Source organism: Pseudomonas sp. BF-R-26 (assembly GCF_019947395.1).
Taxonomy (GTDB): domain Bacteria; phylum Pseudomonadota; class Gammaproteobacteria; order Pseudomonadales; family Pseudomonadaceae; genus Aquipseudomonas; species Aquipseudomonas farris.
The window spans coordinates 90,185-109,155 of the sequence record NZ_JAGYGK010000011.1 but is presented as its reverse complement, the minus strand read 5'-3'; the positions used below and the strand labels follow the sequence as shown (position 1 = coordinate 109,155).

Genomic DNA, 18,971 nt, shown 5'->3' with positions numbered 1-18,971 from the left:
GGTAATGAAAAGCCCCAATTCTGACAAGGTAATTACCGAGGGGCTCCACTGCCAAGCCTTGCAGTATAGGGCTTCTGCGGATGTGGCAAGTTGTCACAGCGCAATTCATTGATAAATCGCGCCCATAAAAAAACGCCCAGCTTCGCGAGGAAACTGGGCGTTCTTTTTGAACGCGAAAGCGAATTAACGCTTCGAGTACTGCGGACGCTTACGCGCTTTACGCAGACCAACTTTCTTACGTTCAACTTCACGAGCATCGCGAGTAACGAAGCCAGCTTTGCGCAGAGCGCCACGCAGGGTTTCGTCGTACTGCATCAGTGCGCGAGTGATACCGTGGCGGATTGCGCCAGCTTGACCACTTACACCACCGCCGATCACGGTGACGTAGATGTCGAACTTCTCGACAGTCTCAGTCAATTCCAGCGGCTGACGAACTACCATGCGGGCAGTTTCGCGGCCGAAGAAATTATCCAGCGAACGGTTGTTGATGGAGATGTTACCAGTACCCGGACGCAGGAAAACGCGTGCGGTTGCGGTCTTGCGACGGCCAGTGCCGTAATTTTGAGTCGCCGACATAATGAACTATTCCGTTAAAACTTCAGTTCTTGGGGCTGCTGAGCAGTATGAGGGTGTACAGCGCCCGCATAGACTTTCAGCTTACGATACATGTCGCGACCCAGCGGGTTCTTAGGCAGCATGCCTTTGACCGCGGTCTCGATCACGCGCTCAGGGGCTTTAGCGATCAGCTTTTCGAAGTTGATCGACTTGATGCCGCCCGGGAAACCGGAGTGGGAGTAGTAGATTTTGTCGGTGGTTTTAGCACCGGTTACACGAATCTGCTCGGCATTGATAACGACGATGTAATCGCCGGTGTCAACGTGAGGAGTGTACTCAGCTTTATGCTTGCCACGCAGACGGCTCGCGATTTCGGTGGCCAGACGACCCAGGGTCTGACCTGCAGCGTCGACGACAAACCAGTCGCGCTGTACTGTTTCCGGTTTAGCAGTAAAAGTTTTCATTCTTTATAGCCTCAGGGGCCGCCCTGTAAATTAGACGGCGGATCTTACTGAATAGTGCGTACTTTGACAAGTCAAAGGCAGCCGGATACAGACGCTTTCGGGGGCTCGGGTCGGCGCGTCCGTTCAACGGCAAGATTCTTCGGCGGCGGCGCATCACTTCCACTGCAGAAAGAGGTGCGCAATTATGCAGATTGCGAAAAATAATTCAACCTGCTTTTATGATTGTTTTGCCCAAGGAGCACCCGATGGACTATCGCCAGCTAGGCCGTACCAATCTGAACGTGAGTGCAATCTGCCTCGGCACCATGACCTGGGGCGAGCAAAACAGCGAGGCTGAAGCCTTCGCCCAGATCGAACGGGCCAAGAGCGCGGGCATCAATTTCATCGACACCGCCGAAATGTACCCGGTGCCGCCCAAGGCCGAAACCTATGCCACCACCGAGCGTTACATCGGCAATTACTTCAAAAGTCGCGGCGATCGCGCCGACTGGATCCTGGCAAGCAAGATCGCCGGCCCCGGAAATACCATCGACTACATCCGCGACAAAAACCTCAAGCACAACCGCGAGCACATCGTCCAGGCCGTGGATGCGAGCCTCAAGCGCTTGCAGACCGACTACATCGACCTCTATCAGTTGCACTGGCCGGAACGCAGCACCAATTTCTTCGGACAACTGGGCTACAAGCACACGAGCGAAGTCAACCTCACGCCATTGGAAGACACCCTCGAAGCACTGGACGAACAGGTCAAGGCCGGCAAGATCCGCCACATCGGCCTGTCCAACGAAACCCCATGGGGCACCATGCGTTTCCTCGCCCTCGCCGAAGCCCGTGGCTGGCCGCGCGCCGTATCGATCCAGAACCCCTACAACCTGCTCAATCGCAGCTTCGAAGTCGGCCTGGCGGAAATCGCCATCCGCGAACAGTGCGGCCTGCTCGCTTATTCACCACTGGCGTTCGGCTTCCTGTCGGGCAAATACGAAGGTGGCGCGCGTCCGCCCAAAGGTCGCCTGAGCCTCTACAGCCGCTTCAGCCGCTACTTCAATCCTCAGTCAGAGGCAGCGTGCAGCCGTTATGTGGCATTGGCTCGTGAACACGGTCTGGATCCGGCGCAGATGGCACTGGCATTCGTCACACAGCAACCGTTCGTCACCAGCAACATCATCGGCGCCACCACGCTCGAGCAACTGGACAGCAACATTGCCAGCTTCGAGCTCAAACTTTCCGACGAAGTGTTGGCTGGGATCGAGGCGATTCACCAGGATCATCCGAATCCTGCTCCTTGATTGATCTTTAGATCCAATCGCGGGCAAGCCCGCTCCCACAGGTGCAGCGCAATCCTTGTGGGAGCGGGCTTGCCCGCGATGGCGTCCGCCCAGTCACTGCAAATTACAGCGACCGCGCAATAATCTCCTTCATGATCTCATTGGTCCCGGCATAGATCCGCTGCACCCGCGCATCTGCCCACGCCCGGGCGATCGGGTATTCCCACATGAATCCGTAACCGCCATGCAACTGCACGCATTCATCGAGCACCTTGCATTGCAGGTCGGTGCCCCAGTACTTGGCCATTGCCGCTGTCGGCACGTCGAGTTTGCCTTGCAGATGCAGTTCCAGGCAGCGATCGACGAAAACCCGGCCGATCTGGATTTCGGTCGCCATTTCAGCGAGTTTGAAGCGGGTGTTCTGGAAGTCGGCGATGGCCTTGCCGAAAGCCTTGCGCTCACGGGTGTAATCCAGCGTCCATTGCAACGCCGCTTCGGCTGACGCCAAGCCACCCACCGCGACCGTCAGACGCTCCTGCGGCAGTTCCTGCATCAGGTAAGCGAAACCCATCCCGGCCTGGCCCAGCAGATTTTCCTTTGGCACCCGAACGTCCTGGAAGAACAGCTCCGAGGTGTCCTGAGCCTTCATGCCGACCTTTTCCAGACGCTTGCCCTTGGCGAAGCCCGGCGTATTGGCCTCCACCAGAAACAGACTGGTGCCCTTCGCCCCTGCCTTCGGATCGGTCTTGGCCACGACGATCACCAGGTCAGCCAGAAAGCCATTGGTGATGAACGTCTTCGAACCGTTGATCACGTATTCGTCGCCATCCAGCACAGCGGTGGTTTTCACTCCTTGCAGGTCGGAACCAGCACCCGGCTCGGTCATGGCAATCGCGGTGACCATCTCGCCAGACACCAGTTTGGGCAGGTATTTGTGTTTCAACGCTTCACTGCCGTAATGCAGGATGTAAGGCGCCACAATGTCCGAATGAAGAGAAAAGCCGATGCCGGTCAGACCCAGGCGACCGACCTCTTCGATCACCACCGCGCTGTAGAGAAAGTCCGCCCCCAGCCCGCCGTATTCTTCCGGCAAATGCGAACAGAGCATCCCCGCCTCCCCCGCCTTGTTCCAGAGTTTGCGGTCGATATAGCCTTGTTTTTCCCATTGTCCATGGAACGGCACGGCCTCTTTTTCGAGGAACGTTCGCACGCTATCGCGAAAAAGTTCGTGCTCGGAGCTGAACAAGGTTCTGGGGATCATGCGGCACCTGTGGTTATTGTTAGCCGGAATTGACCTCTAGAGACTAAGCCTCGCTTCCGATACAGGACACTGGACACATCCGACAAAAAATAAGACGATCCAGCCGTCTGGTGACCACTTTCCCCTATAAGAATAAAGTTGAATTATGTCTAACCAAGTCTCCACGCCCTTGCGGCGCGTCAGCATCCTGGCTATCGACCGGGTTTTCGCTTCCACCCTCATGCAAGCCAAGGATTTCTTCCATCTGGCCAGCCTGCGCTATGGCAAACAACTGGGCCACGGCCTGACACCGGCGTTTGAAACCCGGCTGGTCAGCCCCGACGGCAAACCGGTGAATAGCTTCAGCGACGTGATCATGCCGGTGGACGGCGGCCTGGAAAATGCCGACGTCATCATCCTTCCCGCCTTCTGGGACGATTTCGATACCCTCTGCAAACGTTATCCACAGGTCCTGCCGTGGCTGCGTCAGCAGCATGCACGCGGTGCCGTGTTGTGTGGCGAAGCGACCGGTGTGTTCTGGCTGGCCGAGGCCGGGCTGCTCGATGGCAAGGAAGCGACGACCTACTGGCGTTTCTTCAATGCGTTTGCCGAGCGCTTCCCGCAGGTCCAGCTCAATCAGGACAAACACCTGACTGACGCCGACAACCTGTATTGCGCCGGCGGCACCACCTCGGCCTGCGATCTCTACATTTACCTGATCGAGCGTTTTTGCGGCGCCAACGTGGCCCAGGCCGTGGCCCGCGACATTCTTTACGAAGTGCAGCGCAGCTATGCGCCGGGGCGGATCGGTTTCGGCGGGCAGAAGCTGCACCAGGACGTGATCATTCTGCAGATCCAGCATTGGCTCGAAGAACACTTCGCCGACAAGTTCCGCTTCGAAGACGTGGCCCGCGAACACGGCATGAGCATCCGCAATTTCATGCGTCGTTTCCAGACCGCTACCGGCGACAAACCGCTGCACTACCTGCAGCGACTGCGCATCGAGACGGCCAAGGGCTTGTTGTCCGGCAGCCGCAAGAGCATCAAGACCATCAGCTATGAAGTTGGTTACGATGATGCGAGCTTCTTCGCGCGACTGTTCCGCCAGCACACGGAGTTGTCCCCGAACCAGTATCGGCAGCAGTTTCAGCAAGCGGCGTAATACTCAAATCCAACACACATCCCAAGTAGGAGCGAGCCTGCTCGCGATAATGACGGCACATCCAGCATTGATGTGACTGACACATTGTTATCGCGAGCAAACTCGCCCCCACATCAAGTTTTGCGTGCGCAATTCTTTCGCTATGCATTTTCCTACGCAAAAAGCGGAATACAGAGCGCCAGAGCATTCGATTCTGCTCACAGACCCCGCCCCTTAAAAACTTCAACATCGTTCCCTAAAAACACCATCAGGGAAGATCAACAGTGACCATCGGATCAAGCTACAACTACCCGTCATTCGTAGCAAAGGAAGCCGCTCGAACCAAGCGCTCGGCTGAAAACAAATGGGCGACCCGCTTTCCGAATCCACCCGACTTGTGCTTCGACTATCGAGCTTTGGTTGAACAGGAAAACGGCATCGCCAAGGCAACTGACCCACAACATAAAATTTGCATTATTGGCGCCGGTGTCACCGGACTGACTGCTGCCAGAGAACTTTATCGTTGCGGGTTCACCCACATCACCCTCATAGAACAATCCAGACGCATCGGTGGCAGGCACCTGACCGTTCCTGGAAGCCCGCACTCGCCGATGAGCCATACACCGTTTGAAATGGGGGCCATGCGCATGCCCTTCTTCAACCGGGCGGGCGAGCCACCGACAGAGGGCCGGTCACTGATGGCTTACTACGCAAAGGCGTTCGACCTGGCGTTTTCGGATTTCGCCAATCCCGGAAGCCAGTGGGTCACCTCGACCGGCATCTATCTGCGAGAAGGCAGCATGTGCGGCGGACCGACTCCGCAGATGCTGATCTGGAAAAATGAAGATGGCCAGACACCACCTCCCGGTGAAGAACTGCAAAAAGTTTATGCAAAGTGGAAAGCCTTTGCCGATCGCATGACCCGGCACGTCGCAGAGGTTTACGCCAGCCAGGAATGGGAAGCCATGTGGGCCGCTATCGTTGAAAAATACGAGAGTGTTTCGTTTCGCGATCTGGTCAGCATGCCCGCTCTGCAAGCCTGGGATGAACGTTCACCGGGGGACTTTGGCGGAATGGGAATGTCCGCACAGGAGTCCGCGATTTTCTATGCCATTGGCATCGGCGACGGTAGCTGGGGTGCCTTTTACGATGTCTGCTCCCTTTACCCCCTGCGCACTGCCATTTTTGGATTCAGCAGCCAACTGCAATTGATCCATGGTCGGGTGGACTCAACTGGCGATCCGATAGATTCACCCTACCTGCACAACGAAGCCGTTTTTGACTCGATGGGGCTGAGTTTCGACAGACCCCGCTACATCGGGCTCTCTGCGCTGGACGAATGCCTGCTGTTCATGAAAACCGACGAAACCGGAAAGTCCTTCTACGAACACTGCCGGGAAAGGAACAACGGTTTGCTCACGGACTCCTCCGTTACAAAACTTCAAAAACTGACGAACCAGAAAACACGCGTCTACTACAACTGGAAACACAGCCAACCCGAGCAAATCCAGGAGCACTTCGATGACTTTGATTCGGTCATCATGACCCTTCCCTCGTGGCTGATAGAAACTCGCATCAAGCTTGAAAACTTCACGCCACAGATGCTGCCGTTCGAGACGATCAATGCCTACAAAACCGCGCATTGGGAAACCAGTTGCAAAGTCTTCGCACCGTTAAAAAAATCCTTCCTTTCAAAAAACAGCAAAATCCCGCAAGCCATCGTCACTGACAGTTTCATTCATGACGTCTACACCTATCGCTACAACGATAACTATAGCTATGACTGCATCCTTTTAAGTTACACATGGGAGGATGACGCCACCAAACTGGCCTCATTCACCGACAAGGAATTGGTGTACAAGTGTGCCAAAGAGCTGGACCGGATCCTCATGAATTCCGCCAACATCCAGGAGAAAATCTCTTCGTATATTGGCCTTGATCAAGCAGTGGTCCAACGTTGGATGACCGATAAAAATGCGTTGGGTTGCGCAAAGTTATACCGACCTGGCACCTACTACGACGCCGTGAGCCTGATGAAGTACAACCGGGACTTCGCGCATGTTTCAGGTCTGTATTTTTCCGGGGAGTCATTTTCAGTTGATGCCGGCTGGACCGAGCCATGCTTTCGGGGCGCCGTCGATGCGGTCATCCATATCTGCAACAAAACTGCCGCGGCCTTCCAAGGCGGTTTTTCCATGAGCGACTACCCGCACTATAACGTCGGAACCTGATCCCCCCTTCAGAGCCATGCACGGCGTGCATTGGCTCTGTCTTCGCCCCCACAAACCAAGCGCCTCGCCCTTTCATCTTGGGATACGGACTACACCCTAAACGGAAATGGCTGACTTACGCCCTCGCGCCGATTCGACTCTTATGAATACGCAATTAAACAGCGTGAATAACAATAAAAAAGAGGTCATCGGGAATGAGCGAGCCAACAAGCCCTGTTCGTGTAGCAGTCGTGCAATTCGATCCACAAGTCGGCATGAAAAATCACGAAACAAATCTGCGTCGTAGCCTGGAATTGGCTCTGGAAGCGGCAAATGATGGTGCGAATCTCATTGTCCTGCCTGAGCTTTCAAGCACAGGTTATTTCTTCAGCAGCCGACAGGATGCGTTCGAACATTCGGAGGAGGTTCCTGGCGGGCCGAGCGTGCAGAGCTGGATGGACTTTGCCCGTCAGCACAAGGTTTATCTGGTCGCCGGTTTGACAGAACGCGACGGCATGCGCCTGTTCAACACCGGCGTTCTGGTCGGACCGGACGGCTTTATCGGCAAATATCGAAAAGCTCATTTATGGAATATGGAGAAACTGTGGTTCACGCCGGGCGATCTGGGCTTCCCGGTTTTCGACACCCCAATCGGTCGCATAGGGTTGTTGATCTGCTGGGACATCTGGTTCCCGGAAGTACCGCGCATTTTGAGTCAGCAAGGCGCCGACATCATTTGCAGCCTGAACAACTGGGTCTGGACCCCGCCGCCTCTATTCGATGACGCCGGCAAGTGCATGGCGTCGTACCTGACGATGACGGCTGCTCACGTCAACAATGTATTTATTGCGGCCGCAAGCCGGATCGGCGAAGAGCGCGGTGCACGTTACCTGGGCTGCTCGCTGATCGCGGGCACCAACGGCTGGCCGATTGGCCAAGTAGCTTCAGCGGACAAGCAGGAAATCCTGTTTGCCGACATCGACCTGACCAGCTCGCGCAGCGCGCCCATCTGGAACAACCTGAACGATTTGCATCGCGATCGTCGAGCCGATCTCTACGATCAGATGCTCGGTTACACCCTGCACCCTTGTCTGCCGCGCTGATAAGGGGGCATGACTGATGGGAACCACAAATGAAAAACCGCAAAACCAGCTTGCCGCCAGATCGACGCTAGATATAACGATCATCTGGTTGATGCTCGGCACGACACTGTTAGTCATCTGGCTTTCATTCACCTACCGCATATCCTGGTCAGCCCATTGGCCAGACTACAGTCACATGGTATCGAGCCTTCCGGAGCCGAGCGCCTGGTTGCGCTGGGTCCTGGGAGACATCAGCGAGGTTGCGTTCTATAAACACGAATTCGCTTCGATCGGGCTGTTGGCAGGTGCCTATCTGGCCTACTGGGCGAATCGAACGGGAAAAGCCTGGCAAGGCTTTACCATTTGTTACGGCAGCGGATTATGGCCATGGCTCGTCACCAGTTCGTTACTGGGCCTGTTGCTGAGCAACCTGCTGTGGGGCTGGACGGTCACGGCCACCAGTTGGCAACCCACGTTTGCAGCCTTTGTTTCATTGCCGGCGGCAATGGTGCTGATGTTTGGCGGCGGCTGGAAGGTCACGATCAATGGCGCAATCATGGGCGCCGTCTTCGTCACTCCGATGTGCTTGCTGATCGTCAATTACGTCTGCAATCCCCTCGGATTGCCGGCTGTGATCGGCAATGTCACGGGCATGGCGGTCGCCAGTGTCGGCGCTTTTCTGCTCTGCCGTTACCTGCCGAGCCTGGTGAAGTCCGCCCCATCCAAGAAACCGTCCGCCCCTGTGCTCGCACCCGCCATCACCAAAACGCCTGATTATGGTGTCGTGTGGAGCCTTCGCCGGGTGTTGGCCGACTTTTCGGAAGCGCCGTTCTTTGGCAATGAATGGGCCAGTCTCGGCTTGATAGCGGGTGCCTTGCTGGCTTACACCTTGAACCCGACAAGCCCGGTGTACGGCACGGGCTTGCTGCCGCAACTGATCGCCGCGCAGGCGTTGACCTCGGCGCTAGGGGTGGTGATCTGGCGTCGGCAATGGATATTGCGCGGCTGGTATCCGACCTACGTTCCGTTGGTGTCAGTCGTGCCGGCGGCCGTTCTGACGTATGGGGGCAGTTGGCAGGTCATCGCCTCAAGCGCACTGCTGGGGGCCCTGATTGCGCCACCGCTGGCGTGCGCAATTGCCAAGCGGTTGCCGGCCGACATGCATGGTTTCATCGGCAATGTACTAGCCATGGCCATCAGTACGTTGCTGATCATTCCGTTCATAGGGCTGCTGATAGCCAGCTGAAGAGTGTCGCGATTGGGCTGTATCACGGACCAGCTCCGGATACAGCCACTTCTCATCACAAGCAAATGAGGTATCACATGGACCTGCCCAAACTCGCCATCGCGGCGCTCGGCGGCACCGTGAGCATGCAAGCCAGCAACGCCGCCGAAGGGGTGATCCCGACCGTCAGCGGCGAAATCCTGCTGGCCTCGGTACCAGAGTTGACGACGCTGGCACGGGTCACCGTAGAAACGCTCGGACTGTTGCCCAGCGCCTCGCTGGATTTCGAGTTCTTGTTGAGTGTTCTTGCTTGGGCGAATTTTCAGGTCAAGCAAGGCGCTGCAGGTGTTGTCATCACTCAGGGGACGGATACCCTGGAAGAAACGGCCACATTTTTCGATTACTTGTGGGATCACGACGAACCTTTGGTCCTGACCGGCGCCATGCGTTCGGCAAATCAGGTAGGGGCCGATGGTCCGGCGAATCTACTGGATGCTTGCCGGGTCGCACTGGCTGAAAACAGCCGTCAACGAGGCGTTCACGTGGTGATGAACGGGCAGATTCATTCAGCGAACGCCGTCCGCAAAACCGATTCATTGGCATTGCAGGCTTTTTCCTCCCCTATCGTTGGTCCTGCCGGCATGCTGATGGAAAACACCGTCAACTATCTGCGCTTGCCGGTTCAGCGCAGGGTTCTACCATTGCCTCAGCAGACCACACAGAAGATTGCCCTTCTGGAAGCGTCGCTTGGCGCCGATACCCTGTTACTCGAGAACATCCTCGAACTGGGCTACGACGGGCTAGTGATTGCGGGTTTCGGTGCAGGACACGTTTGCGCGAGCTGGTCGGAGGTGATTGAAACCATTGCCAGAAAAATCCCTGTCATCGTCGCCACCCGGACGGGTTCGGGCAGCACGGCTCAATCGACCTACGGGTTTATTGGCAGCGAGATGGACCTGATCCGTAAAGGTGCATCGATGGCTGGATTTCTCTGTCCACGCAAAACCAGAATCTTGCTGTGGCTGCTCATTGGCTGCCAGCAACAAGATGAACTGGCGCGCTTTCTCGTTCAGAACTGACAAAACAGCGCGCAAAAAAAGGGCCTGCATTGCAGGCCCTTTCTATTTTCCGAAAAGTTCTACTTATTTTTGAATAGCTCTACGGCTTATGCGCCCGAGACAGGAATTCGTGTGACTGCATTTCCAGCAAACGACTAAGCGTGCGCTGGAACTCAAAGTTCAGGCGACCGCCGGTGTAGAGGTCTTTGAGCTCGACTTCGGCAGAAATGATCAGCTTCACGTTACGGTCGTAGAACTCGTCGACCATGTTGATAAAGCGGCGGGCGATGTCGTCGGTGGTGACGCTCATCTGCTCGACGTTGCTGAGCAACACGGCGTGGAAGATTTTACCCAGTTCGATGTAATCGTTCTGGCTGCGTGGGCCGTCGCAGAGTTCGCGGAAGTCGAACCAGGCCACGTCATCGCAGGTGCGCACGGCACGGATTTCACGGTTCTCGATCACCAGCACGTCGTTCTCGATGGCTGCCGTGCATTCCGGCGTCAGGGCCCGGAAGCTCTTGCGCAGGCTTTCCTGGGCAGCGTCATCCAGCGGAAAGTGGAACAGCTCCGCTTGCTCGAGGTGGCGCAGACGGTAATCGACGCCGCTGTCGACGTTGACGATCTCGGTGTTCTGCTTGATCAGCGCAATGGCCGGCAGGAAACGCGCACGCTGCAGGCCGTCCTTGTACAGGCCGTCCGGCACGATGTTCGACGTCGCGACCAGGGTCACGCCGTTCTTGAACAACTCTTCCATCAACGTGCCAAGAATCATCGCGTCAGTGATGTCGGAGACGAAGAACTCATCGAAACAAATCACTCGCGACTCGTCGGAGAAACGCTTGGCGATGATGGTCAGCGGGTTTTTCTCGCCGCCGAGGGTCTTCATCTCTTCATGCACGCGCTTCATGAAGCGGTGGAAGTGAGTGCGAGTCTTTTCCTTGAACGGCAGCGCTTCGAAGAAGGTATCGACCAGGTAAGTCTTGCCGCGACCAACGCCGCCCCAGAAGTACAGGCCCTTGACCGGCACCTGGTCTTTCTTGCCAAACAGTTTGCCGAGCAGGCCCGGTTTGTTCTGCGAGGCCGCGACCAGATCGTCGTACAGACGCTGCAAATGACGCACCGCCGTTTCCTGGGCAGCATCGTGGAAGAATTCCGGGCGTTTCAGATCAGCTTGATATCGTTCTAGGGGCGTCATAATTCGTTAGCAAGGCAACAAAAACGGGCCGTCACTGTAGCGACGGCCCGTGGGAATGGCAATCGGCCCTTGGTCGGACCGAGCCGTTGATTATTCCTGAACCGGTGTCAGGGCAACGCGCAAAGCACCGATGGCAGCATCGCGAGCAGCGCTGTCGGCGAAGGCCGGACTGTCGGCAACGCACTCGCCTTCCAGCCAGACGCTGAAGCTCAGGTCTTCACTGCGCACGTCCAAGGCCTGACCGGATTGCAGTTGCTTGGTCACTTGCCCTGCGGTTTTACCATCGGCGAAGTTGCGCGACAGCAACAGTTGCTCGCCATCGGCCGCCAGCAGACGGAAGCGGAAACTGCCGTCGTCTTCACGGAAGCTGACGAAGCGCGCGGCTTTCGCAGCTTTCTTCTTGGTGGTCGCTGCGACTTGGGTCTGAGCGACGAAAGAACGCAGGCCGACCGCCTCACGCAGTTCGTGGAGGAACGGCGTCGCCACCGAACGGGCCTTTTTGGCGCCGATCTGCAGCATGTCTTCCAGATCCGCCGGGCGTTCGATCAGCTGGTGATAACGCTCGCGGGATTCGCCCAATTCGCTGTCGAGCAGTTGGAACAGACGATTCTTCGCCTCGCCCCAACCCAGCCCCTGAAGCAATTCGCTGCGGAATTCGTCGGATTGTGCCGGCGTAGCGAAGGCCTGGAACAAGGTGAACAGGTGCGAATTGTCCGGATCCTTGGCTTCACCCGGGGCACGGGAGTCGGTGACGATCCGCGAAATCGCGTCTTTCATCTCTTTGGCGCTGCTGAACAACGGAATGGTGTTGTCGTAGCTCTTCGACATCTTGCGACCGTCGAGCCCTGGCAAGGTGGCGACGCTCTCCTCGATCAGCGCTTCGGGCATGGTGAAGAACTCTTTGCCCTGGCCGAACAAGTGGTTGAAGCGCTGACCAATATCCCGCGCCATTTCCACGTGCTGGATCTGGTCACGACCGACCGGCACCTTGTGGGCGTTGAACATCAGAATGTCCGCCGCCATCAACACCGGGTAGCTGTACAAGCCCATGGTGATGCCGGCATCCGGGTCTTCACCGGTCTCGACGTTCTTGTCCACCGAGGCCTTGTAGGCATGGGCGCGGTTGAGCAGGCCCTTGGCGGCCACGCAGGTCAGCAGCCAGGTCAGTTCAGGGATTTCCGGGATGTCGGACTGGCGATAGAAAGTCACGCGGTCCACGTCCAGGCCACCGGCCAGCCAGGTCGCGGCGATTTCCAGACGCGAGCGCTGGATGCGCAGCGGGTCATCGCATTTGATCAGGGCGTGGTAGTCGGCCAGGAAGTAGAACGAATCGGCATTGCTGTCACGGCTGGCGACGATCGCCGGACGGATAGCGCCGGCGTAGTTGCCCAGGTGCGGCGTGCCGGTGGTGGTGATGCCGGTGAGGATACGGGTACGAGTCGTCATGGGTAATCGCTTGTCAGACTGCAATCAATTCGAAAGACGCGGCAGGATCAGATCCTTGAGATCGGTCAGCTTGCCATGAAAAAAGTGTCCGCATTCTGCCACTTTCAGCAGCTCATGGGGGCGATCGAGTGCGTCGGACCAGTCGTAAACGAGCTGTGGATCGATGACTTCGTCGGTTTCCGGCTGGATCAGGGTCAATGTACCTTGTTGCGGCAGTTGATCCTGATCGCCCAGACGCATGACGGCGGGCGCGACCATGAACAAATGCTTGAGTTGTTCGCCCTTGGCTTCCAGGCGTCCGCCGAGACTTGCTGCAACAAATCCGCCGAAGGAGAAACCGAACAGGGTCAGGGGTAAGTCAGGATGTTTGGCTCGCAGCCACTCGGCCGCTGCCTGGGCATCGTCGACTTCGCCAGTGCCCATGTCGTGCGAGCCTTGGCTGGTGCCGACGCCACGGTAGTTGAAACGCAAAGTAATCAAACCGGCGTCGCGCGCGGTGCGCTGCAAGGTCGAGACGACTTTGTTGAGCATGGTGCCGCCCTGCACCGGGTTCGGGTGGCAGATCAGCGCCAGGCCGCGGGGCTGCTCGTTATCCGGCCCCTCGCTATTTAAGTACAGGGCTTCCAGTTGGCCGACCGGGCCATCAATCACTACAGGGGTTTCGCGCATAAGCAAGGAAGGAACTCCGTGACCTCGAATCGGGTCGACTCGTCTAGCAAATTGTCTGTGCCAATCTATTGCGAGTGAATCGCGGTATACAGCGCAGGTTCGAGCCGTTAACGTAAAGCAAAGCCGTTTATAGAGGAAGGACTCGTGGAACACTCGCTCTTAGTTTGGTTGTTGCCGACTCTTGCCCTGGTTGTGGGTGTCGCCATTGGATTCCTGATCGCTCGCCTGGTGCCGAATGCCGCGCCTAACCGCACGCAACGTCAGCTGGATGATATTCAGGAACGTTTTGACAATTATCAGAACGAAGTGGTCACCCACTTCAACAGCACTGCAACACTGGTCAAGAAACTGACTCAGAGCTATCAGGAAGTGCAAGATCACCTCGCCGAGGGCGCCAACCGTCTGGCCCTGGACGAGCAGACTCGCCAACGCTTGCTGGCTGCCCTGCACGCCGACGCGGCACAGGCTCCACGGGAACGCCTGACGCCACCGCGCGATCAGGAACCGCCTCGCGACTACGCCCCTAAAATGCCGAACGCGCCGGGCATGCTTGATGAGCATTACGGCCTGAAGAAGTAATCAGGTTTCGCGCGACACAAAAAGCCCTCGGATGAGTGATCGTCCGAGGGCTTTTTTGTTTCTTATCCAATATCCCTGGTGTCTGTCAGGGCCTCTTCGCGGGTAAGCCCGCTCCCACAGGATTTGTGTTTGGCCACTATCTTGTGATCGACGAAGAACACTGTGGGAGCGGGCTTGCCCGCGAAGAGGCCGTGTCAGTCGAGATTAATGTCGACTGACACACCGCTTTCGCGAGCAGACTCGCTCCCACTTTTTTATTGCACAGGTGTTACTGATACTGCTGAACAGGCTGGCCCTGCTGCTGATATTCCTGACCCGGAATCGCCTTCAGGTTGACCTCGACGCGACGGTTCTGCGCCCGGCCATTCACATCACCATTGCTGGCAATCGGGTTATCCGGCCCGGCACCACGCGCCGACAGGTTGGCGCCGCTGACACCCTGGGAGGTCAGGTAAGTCGCCACACTCTGGGCGCGACGCTGGGACAGGTCCATGTTGTGCTGACGGCTGCCGGTGCTGTCGGTGTAGCCAACAATCTCGATCTGGTTCTGGTTGAACTCCTTGAGCGAGCCCGCCAGGTTGTTCAGCGGCTGGTAGAAGCCCGACGCGATGTTCGCCGAATCAGTGGCGAATGTGATGTTGCCCGGCATGATCAGCTTGATCTGATCGCCTTGGCGCTGCACTTCAACCCCAGTGTTAGCCATGCTGGCCCGCAGTTTTTTCTCCTGCTGGTCGGCGTAGTAACCGTAACCGGCGGCAGAAGCCCCCACCACGGCGGCGCCAATCAGCGCGCCCTTGCCACGGTTATCGTGACTGATGGCAGCACCGGCCAGTGCACCGGCCAAGGCGCCGAGGCCACCGTATTTGGCGGTTTTGCTCATGCCCGTAGAACCGCCATCAGCCTGACCCTGGTTGTCATAAGGGTTTTGCGATGCGCAACCGGACAACAAAGCCACAGCAGTAGCGACAATAATCAAACGACGCGAGGTGAACATGGAGAGCTCCTACTTTTTTTTGCATTCTGTGGTGCAGCGGACTTAAGCAATGAACCTTTGCGGGCGTTGGATCATGGCCAACGCCAAAAATTCCGTCGTGCCTTTCACAACTGCATCTTCAGGCTCGTACAAAGGGGTTACCGCGCATTTCATCGCCCAGACGAGTATCCGGACCATGACCGGTCACCACCGTCGCCTCTTCGTCGAGGGTATACAACCGTTGTTTGATCGACCGCACGAGAGTCGCCTGATCGCCTCCCCATAAATCCGTGCGCCCTACCCCACGCTTGAACAGCGTATCACCGGCAATCAGCAGCTTAGCCTCTGAAAACCAAAAGCTCATGGAACCTGGTGTATGACCCGGCGTGTGCAACGCCACCCCACACCCGCAAGCCAGCTCCTCGTCGTCGGCCAACCAGCGATCTGGCGATGGCACGGGGGTGTAAGGCACACCGAACATCTGGCACTGCATCTCCAGGTTGTCCCAGAGGAATTGATCTTCTTTATGCAGATGCAGCGTCGCGCCGGTTTTCTCCTTGAGCTGCCCGGAAGCCAGGAAATGATCCAGGTGCGCGTGGGTGTGAATGATGCTGACCACCTTCAGGCCCAACGCATCGAGGCGCGCGAGGATCAGTTCGTGGTTGCCGCCCGGGTCGACGACGATGGCTTTTTTGGTGATCGGGTCGCCGATGATTGTGCAGTTGCACTGCAACGGCCCGACGGGAAAGGTTTCGCGGATGAGAGTGGGTTGCTGGGACATCGGGGCACGCTCGGAAAACAGGAATGGCCAATTTTGGCACAGAATTGCCCTGAGCCATTTACCCCATATGCATCGTTAAAATGCGTTATGCCAACACCCCCAACTCCTTCGCCCGTGCCACCGCCTGCGTGCGCCGCTCAACCCCCAACTTACTGTTGATATGACTGGCATGGGTCTTCACCGTATGCAGCGAAATAAACAACTGCTCGCTGATTTCCTGGTTTGAACACCCTTGGGCGATCAGTCGCAGAACGGCCAGTTCACGCGCACTGAGTTGTTCGGCAGCAGGCGATGACTCCACCACCGGGCGGGAGGCCAGGGCCGGAAGTTTTTCCGAGAGACTCTGCGAAACAGCCGTCGGCGCACAGAGTTGAAGTTGCCCGCGCAGCCAGTCCGGGTGTTCGGTCAACAATGGGTCAAACGGTTGCAGGACACCACCGGCGGCCGCTTCCAGAGCCTGGGCCAATGCCTTGCGGGCCTCGGATTCGCGCCCACCCGCCAGCAACAGGATGATTTTCTGACTTAGCGCCATCACGCTGAGCATCTGCCGGCCGCTGTGCTGACCGTGTTCATGCAACGCGTTCAAGCGCCCTTCGGCAAGCATGGACTGGCCTTTCATCATGTCCAGCACCGCCTGTTGCAGTTCAATGTGCAATGGCAGTTGCGGATGGAATTCCGGGGGGGCTGCCGGATGCTCGCCGTTGTAGGTCTGACCCAATCGCGTGAGCCAGGCTTCGGCGAGGTCGGTGCGGCCCTGGGCCAGCCAGAGTTCGCATTTGACCAGGGTGATCATCGCCAGGTAGTAAATCGGCGGTACGTCCCAGATGTGCATCAGGCGCTCGGCCTCGGCGAGTTCGGCGAAGGCTTTGGCGAACTCGCCGCTGCTGCCCTCCAGACGGGCAATCACGCAGTGGCCGATCAGCACGCTGATGTCGCGACAGGCCCGCGCTTCACCCAAACCCGCGAGCAAACGTGCCCGCGCGGCCTGGGGTTGCAAACGCAGCGCCAGCAAAAAACCCTCGTATAAGGTCAGGCGCGCGCGCACCGCATACAGCCGTTGCGGGGATAAACCTTGCAGGCGTTGCAGCCCTTGGCGGACTTCATCCAGTGAGCGAAGAATCTCACCGCGCGCTTGCAGCACGCGAGCGCGGTCGTAATGGGCCAGCGCCTCGAACAGCGGATTGCCGACCCGTTGTGCCAGTTCAAGGGACTCACGATTCAACCCCCGTGCACGCCAAAGGTCGCTGTCGGCAATGGCCAGGTTAGACAATGTCGAGAGGCACATCAGGCGCTGCCCATAGCGTTTGGCCGGCAGGCTCTCCAGCGCTTCGGTGCAATAGAGCAACGTCAGCTCGCGATTGCCTCGCCCCCGGGCAATGATGCCGCTCAGGGCCAGCCATTGCGCCAGCATGGATTTTTGCGCAGTGGCCGACGGGGCCGGCAGGAAGCGGCTCAAGTGGCTGGCCAGTTCCTCGGCGGCGTCCAGTTGGCAGGCCAGCCCCAACGCCCAGCTGTAGAGCACGATCAGCCGAGGCGTGCTGATCAGCAGGCTGTCGGGCAAGTCCATTTTCCAGCGCAGCAGCATGCCGACGTTCTGCTCGGCCAGCAGCTGTTCTTCAGAGAGGTTTTGTACCAGATTCGCTGCAACGTCCAGATGCCCGGCACGCAACGCCTGCTCTACCGCCTCATCGAGTAACCCTTGGGCGTTGAACCAGCGGCAGGCACGCAGATGCAGGCTGGCCGTCGGTACCATCGCCTGGGCTGTGGGCCGGCTGCGCAGCAGGTCGGAAAACAGGTGGTGATAGCGGTACCAGTGACCGTGTTCGTCCAGCGGCACCAGAAACACCTGATGCGCCAGCAGGAAACGCAGGATCTCGGCACTGTCATGGGCTTCGCGCACGGCGTCGCACAACTCGCTGCAAAAGCGCTCTTGAGGCGCGGTCTCGTACAGGAATGACTGCACCTCGGCGGGCAGGCAATCGATGACTTCTTCGAGCAAGTAATCGCGAATCAGCCCTTCCCCACCGTACAGCGATTGGGGCAAGGCGCCCTCGCTGCCCGCCTCGGAGGCCGCCAGCAGCCAGAAACGCAGCCCTGCCACCCAGCCTTCGCTGCGCTGGATCAAACTCTCCAGCGCCTCGCCACGCAATGAAATGCTGTGCCGATCAAGCAGGCTCAGGGCTTCATCGTGGGTCAGTCGAAGATCCTGCTCATGCAATTCGAGCAGTTGCCGCGACAGTCGCAGGCGTGCCAGATGCCAGTCGGGACGTTGCCGACTGGTGACCATGACCAGCAGGCCATCGGGTAAATGATTGAGAAAAAATTGCAGGCAACGATCAAGCACCGGGCCCTGGGCCAGATGATAATCATCAAGTACCAGCAACAGCGGTGTAACGGGTGAAAGGTGCACAGCCAGTTCATCGAGCAAACCGTCCAGCCATTCTTCGAAAGCGAATGGCTGATGACGTTGGCGCATTTTCAGCAGCCCCAGCGCCTGGCTGCCCAGTTGCGGAAAATACTCTTGAAGTCCTTCAAGCAGGCGTTCAAGAAAACGACCGGGATCGCTGTCCCGAGGGCTCAACCCTAGCCACAGGCTTTGCCAGTGATCCGGCAACCCCTGGCAAAACTCCACCGCCAATGAACTCTTGCCGAACCCCGCTGGCGCGCTGACCAGCAACAGCCTGCCACCGAGGCCGGCGCTCAGGCGCTCGCACAAACGCGGCCGCAGCACATGGCCGTCGGGCAGCGGAGGCCGGAAAAAGCGCCCGTCCAATGCGGCGACGGCAACGCTTGCAGGGCCCGGAAGTGGGGACAGATCAGTCATGGCCGGCTCTTGTTTGAAAGGCTGATGGCGGCGTTACAGATGTCCGCAGCCTAGCGGTAAACGAAGAGCTATTGAAGGTTATTGCTACAAATGGCTACAAAAAGACTACAAGCAGAAGTGTCGGTAAACCGGACAGCCACACCAGCTCGTAGCAGCTGTCGAGCCTGCGAGGCTGCGTTCGGCTGCGAAGCAGTCGTAAAACCTGAATGCAATATTGTCCTGAAACACCGCAGCGCTTTATTTCACGACTGCTTCGCAGTCGAA

The 18,971-nt window shown here is 57.7% G+C and carries 16 protein-coding genes; 7 read left to right on the top strand and 9 right to left on the bottom strand.

The genetic code is table 11. From position 1 onward, the window contains the following. Positions 1-183: 183 nt before the first annotated feature. Positions 184-576 carry a 30S ribosomal protein S9 gene (gene rpsI, locus KGB18_RS17945; protein WP_002555064.1) on the bottom strand — a complete coding sequence of 131 codons (393 nt, stop codon included), beginning with the start codon at positions 574-576 and terminating at the stop codon, positions 184-186. A gap of 14 nt (positions 577-590) precedes the next feature. After that, the gene (gene rplM, locus KGB18_RS17940) at positions 591-1,019 is read right to left on the bottom strand and encodes a 50S ribosomal protein L13 (protein ID WP_007905295.1); all 429 of its coding nucleotides are present in this window, start codon (positions 1,017-1,019) and stop codon (positions 591-593) included. A gap of 245 nt (positions 1,020-1,264) precedes the next feature. Between rplM and KGB18_RS17935 the strand changes: the two genes are divergently transcribed. Further along, positions 1,265-2,305: an NADP(H)-dependent aldo-keto reductase gene (locus KGB18_RS17935; RefSeq protein ID WP_123719481.1), complete on the top strand. Its 1,041-nt coding sequence runs from the start codon at positions 1,265-1,267 to the stop codon at positions 2,303-2,305. A 103-nt stretch (positions 2,306-2,408) separates the two neighbouring features. Here the strand turns inward: KGB18_RS17935 and KGB18_RS17930 are convergent, their stop codons facing one another. Beyond that, positions 2,409-3,545, bottom strand: coding sequence for an acyl-CoA dehydrogenase family protein (locus tag KGB18_RS17930; protein ID WP_038981619.1), 1,137 nt, complete (start codon positions 3,543-3,545; stop codon positions 2,409-2,411). Positions 3,546-3,789: 244 nt separating this feature from the next. Between KGB18_RS17930 and KGB18_RS17925 the strand changes: the two genes are divergently transcribed. The 5 genes from KGB18_RS17925 (at position 3,790) to KGB18_RS17905 (ending at position 10,261) form a co-directional block, all read left to right on the top strand. Then, a complete protein-coding gene (locus KGB18_RS17925) occupies positions 3,790-4,686 on the top strand; it encodes a GlxA family transcriptional regulator (RefSeq protein ID WP_173667540.1) in 897 nt (298 codons plus the stop codon). Positions 4,687-4,949: 263 nt separating this feature from the next. Next, on the top strand, positions 4,950-6,896 hold the full coding sequence (locus KGB18_RS17920) for a flavin monoamine oxidase family protein (RefSeq protein ID WP_223570307.1): 1,947 nt from the start codon (positions 4,950-4,952) through the stop codon (positions 6,894-6,896). A gap of 194 nt (positions 6,897-7,090) precedes the next feature. Next, positions 7,091-7,978 carry a nitrilase family protein gene (locus KGB18_RS17915; RefSeq protein WP_123719483.1) on the top strand — a complete coding sequence of 296 codons (888 nt, stop codon included), beginning with the start codon at positions 7,091-7,093 and terminating at the stop codon, positions 7,976-7,978. A gap of 16 nt (positions 7,979-7,994) precedes the next feature. After that, positions 7,995-9,203: a hypothetical protein gene (locus KGB18_RS17910; protein ID WP_123719484.1), complete on the top strand. Its 1,209-nt coding sequence runs from the start codon at positions 7,995-7,997 to the stop codon at positions 9,201-9,203. 77 nt (positions 9,204-9,280) lie between these two features. Beyond that, the gene (locus KGB18_RS17905; protein ID WP_223570306.1) at positions 9,281-10,261 is read left to right on the top strand and encodes an asparaginase; all 981 of its coding nucleotides are present in this window, start codon (positions 9,281-9,283) and stop codon (positions 10,259-10,261) included. Between the two features lie 79 nt (positions 10,262-10,340). On the opposite strand, the gene zapE is transcribed toward KGB18_RS17905, so the two are convergent. The 3 genes from zapE to KGB18_RS17890 form a co-directional block, all read right to left on the bottom strand. Further along, complete coding sequence (gene zapE / locus KGB18_RS17900; protein WP_008004987.1) at positions 10,341-11,435, bottom strand: cell division protein ZapE; 1,095 nt, start codon at positions 11,433-11,435, stop codon at positions 10,341-10,343. Between the two features lie 90 nt (positions 11,436-11,525). After that, positions 11,526-12,881 (bottom strand): tryptophan--tRNA ligase, encoded by a 1,356-nt coding sequence (locus KGB18_RS17895; protein WP_007905282.1) that lies wholly within the window; start codon positions 12,879-12,881, stop codon positions 11,526-11,528. Between the two features lie 24 nt (positions 12,882-12,905). Next, positions 12,906-13,550, bottom strand: coding sequence for an alpha/beta hydrolase (locus KGB18_RS17890; RefSeq protein ID WP_123719486.1), 645 nt, complete (start codon positions 13,548-13,550; stop codon positions 12,906-12,908). A gap of 144 nt (positions 13,551-13,694) precedes the next feature. Between KGB18_RS17890 and KGB18_RS17885 the strand changes: the two genes are divergently transcribed. Beyond that, on the top strand, positions 13,695-14,129 hold the full coding sequence (locus tag KGB18_RS17885; protein WP_030129754.1) for a YhcB family protein: 435 nt from the start codon (positions 13,695-13,697) through the stop codon (positions 14,127-14,129). A gap of 268 nt (positions 14,130-14,397) precedes the next feature. Here the strand turns inward: KGB18_RS17885 and KGB18_RS17880 are convergent, their stop codons facing one another. The 3 genes from KGB18_RS17880 to KGB18_RS17870 all read right to left on the bottom strand — a co-directional run bounded on the left by KGB18_RS17880 (position 14,398) and on the right by KGB18_RS17870 (position 18,707). Continuing rightward, positions 14,398-15,123, bottom strand: coding sequence for an OmpA family protein (locus KGB18_RS17880; protein ID WP_123719487.1), 726 nt, complete (start codon positions 15,121-15,123; stop codon positions 14,398-14,400). 118 nt (positions 15,124-15,241) lie between these two features. After that, the gene (locus KGB18_RS17875) at positions 15,242-15,883 is read right to left on the bottom strand and encodes an MBL fold metallo-hydrolase (protein ID WP_123719488.1); all 642 of its coding nucleotides are present in this window, start codon (positions 15,881-15,883) and stop codon (positions 15,242-15,244) included. A gap of 85 nt (positions 15,884-15,968) precedes the next feature. Next, entirely contained in the window at positions 15,969-18,707 is a 2,739-nt protein-coding gene (locus KGB18_RS17870) for a LuxR C-terminal-related transcriptional regulator (protein ID WP_123719489.1), read from the bottom strand. Positions 18,708-18,971: the final 264 nt, after the last annotated feature.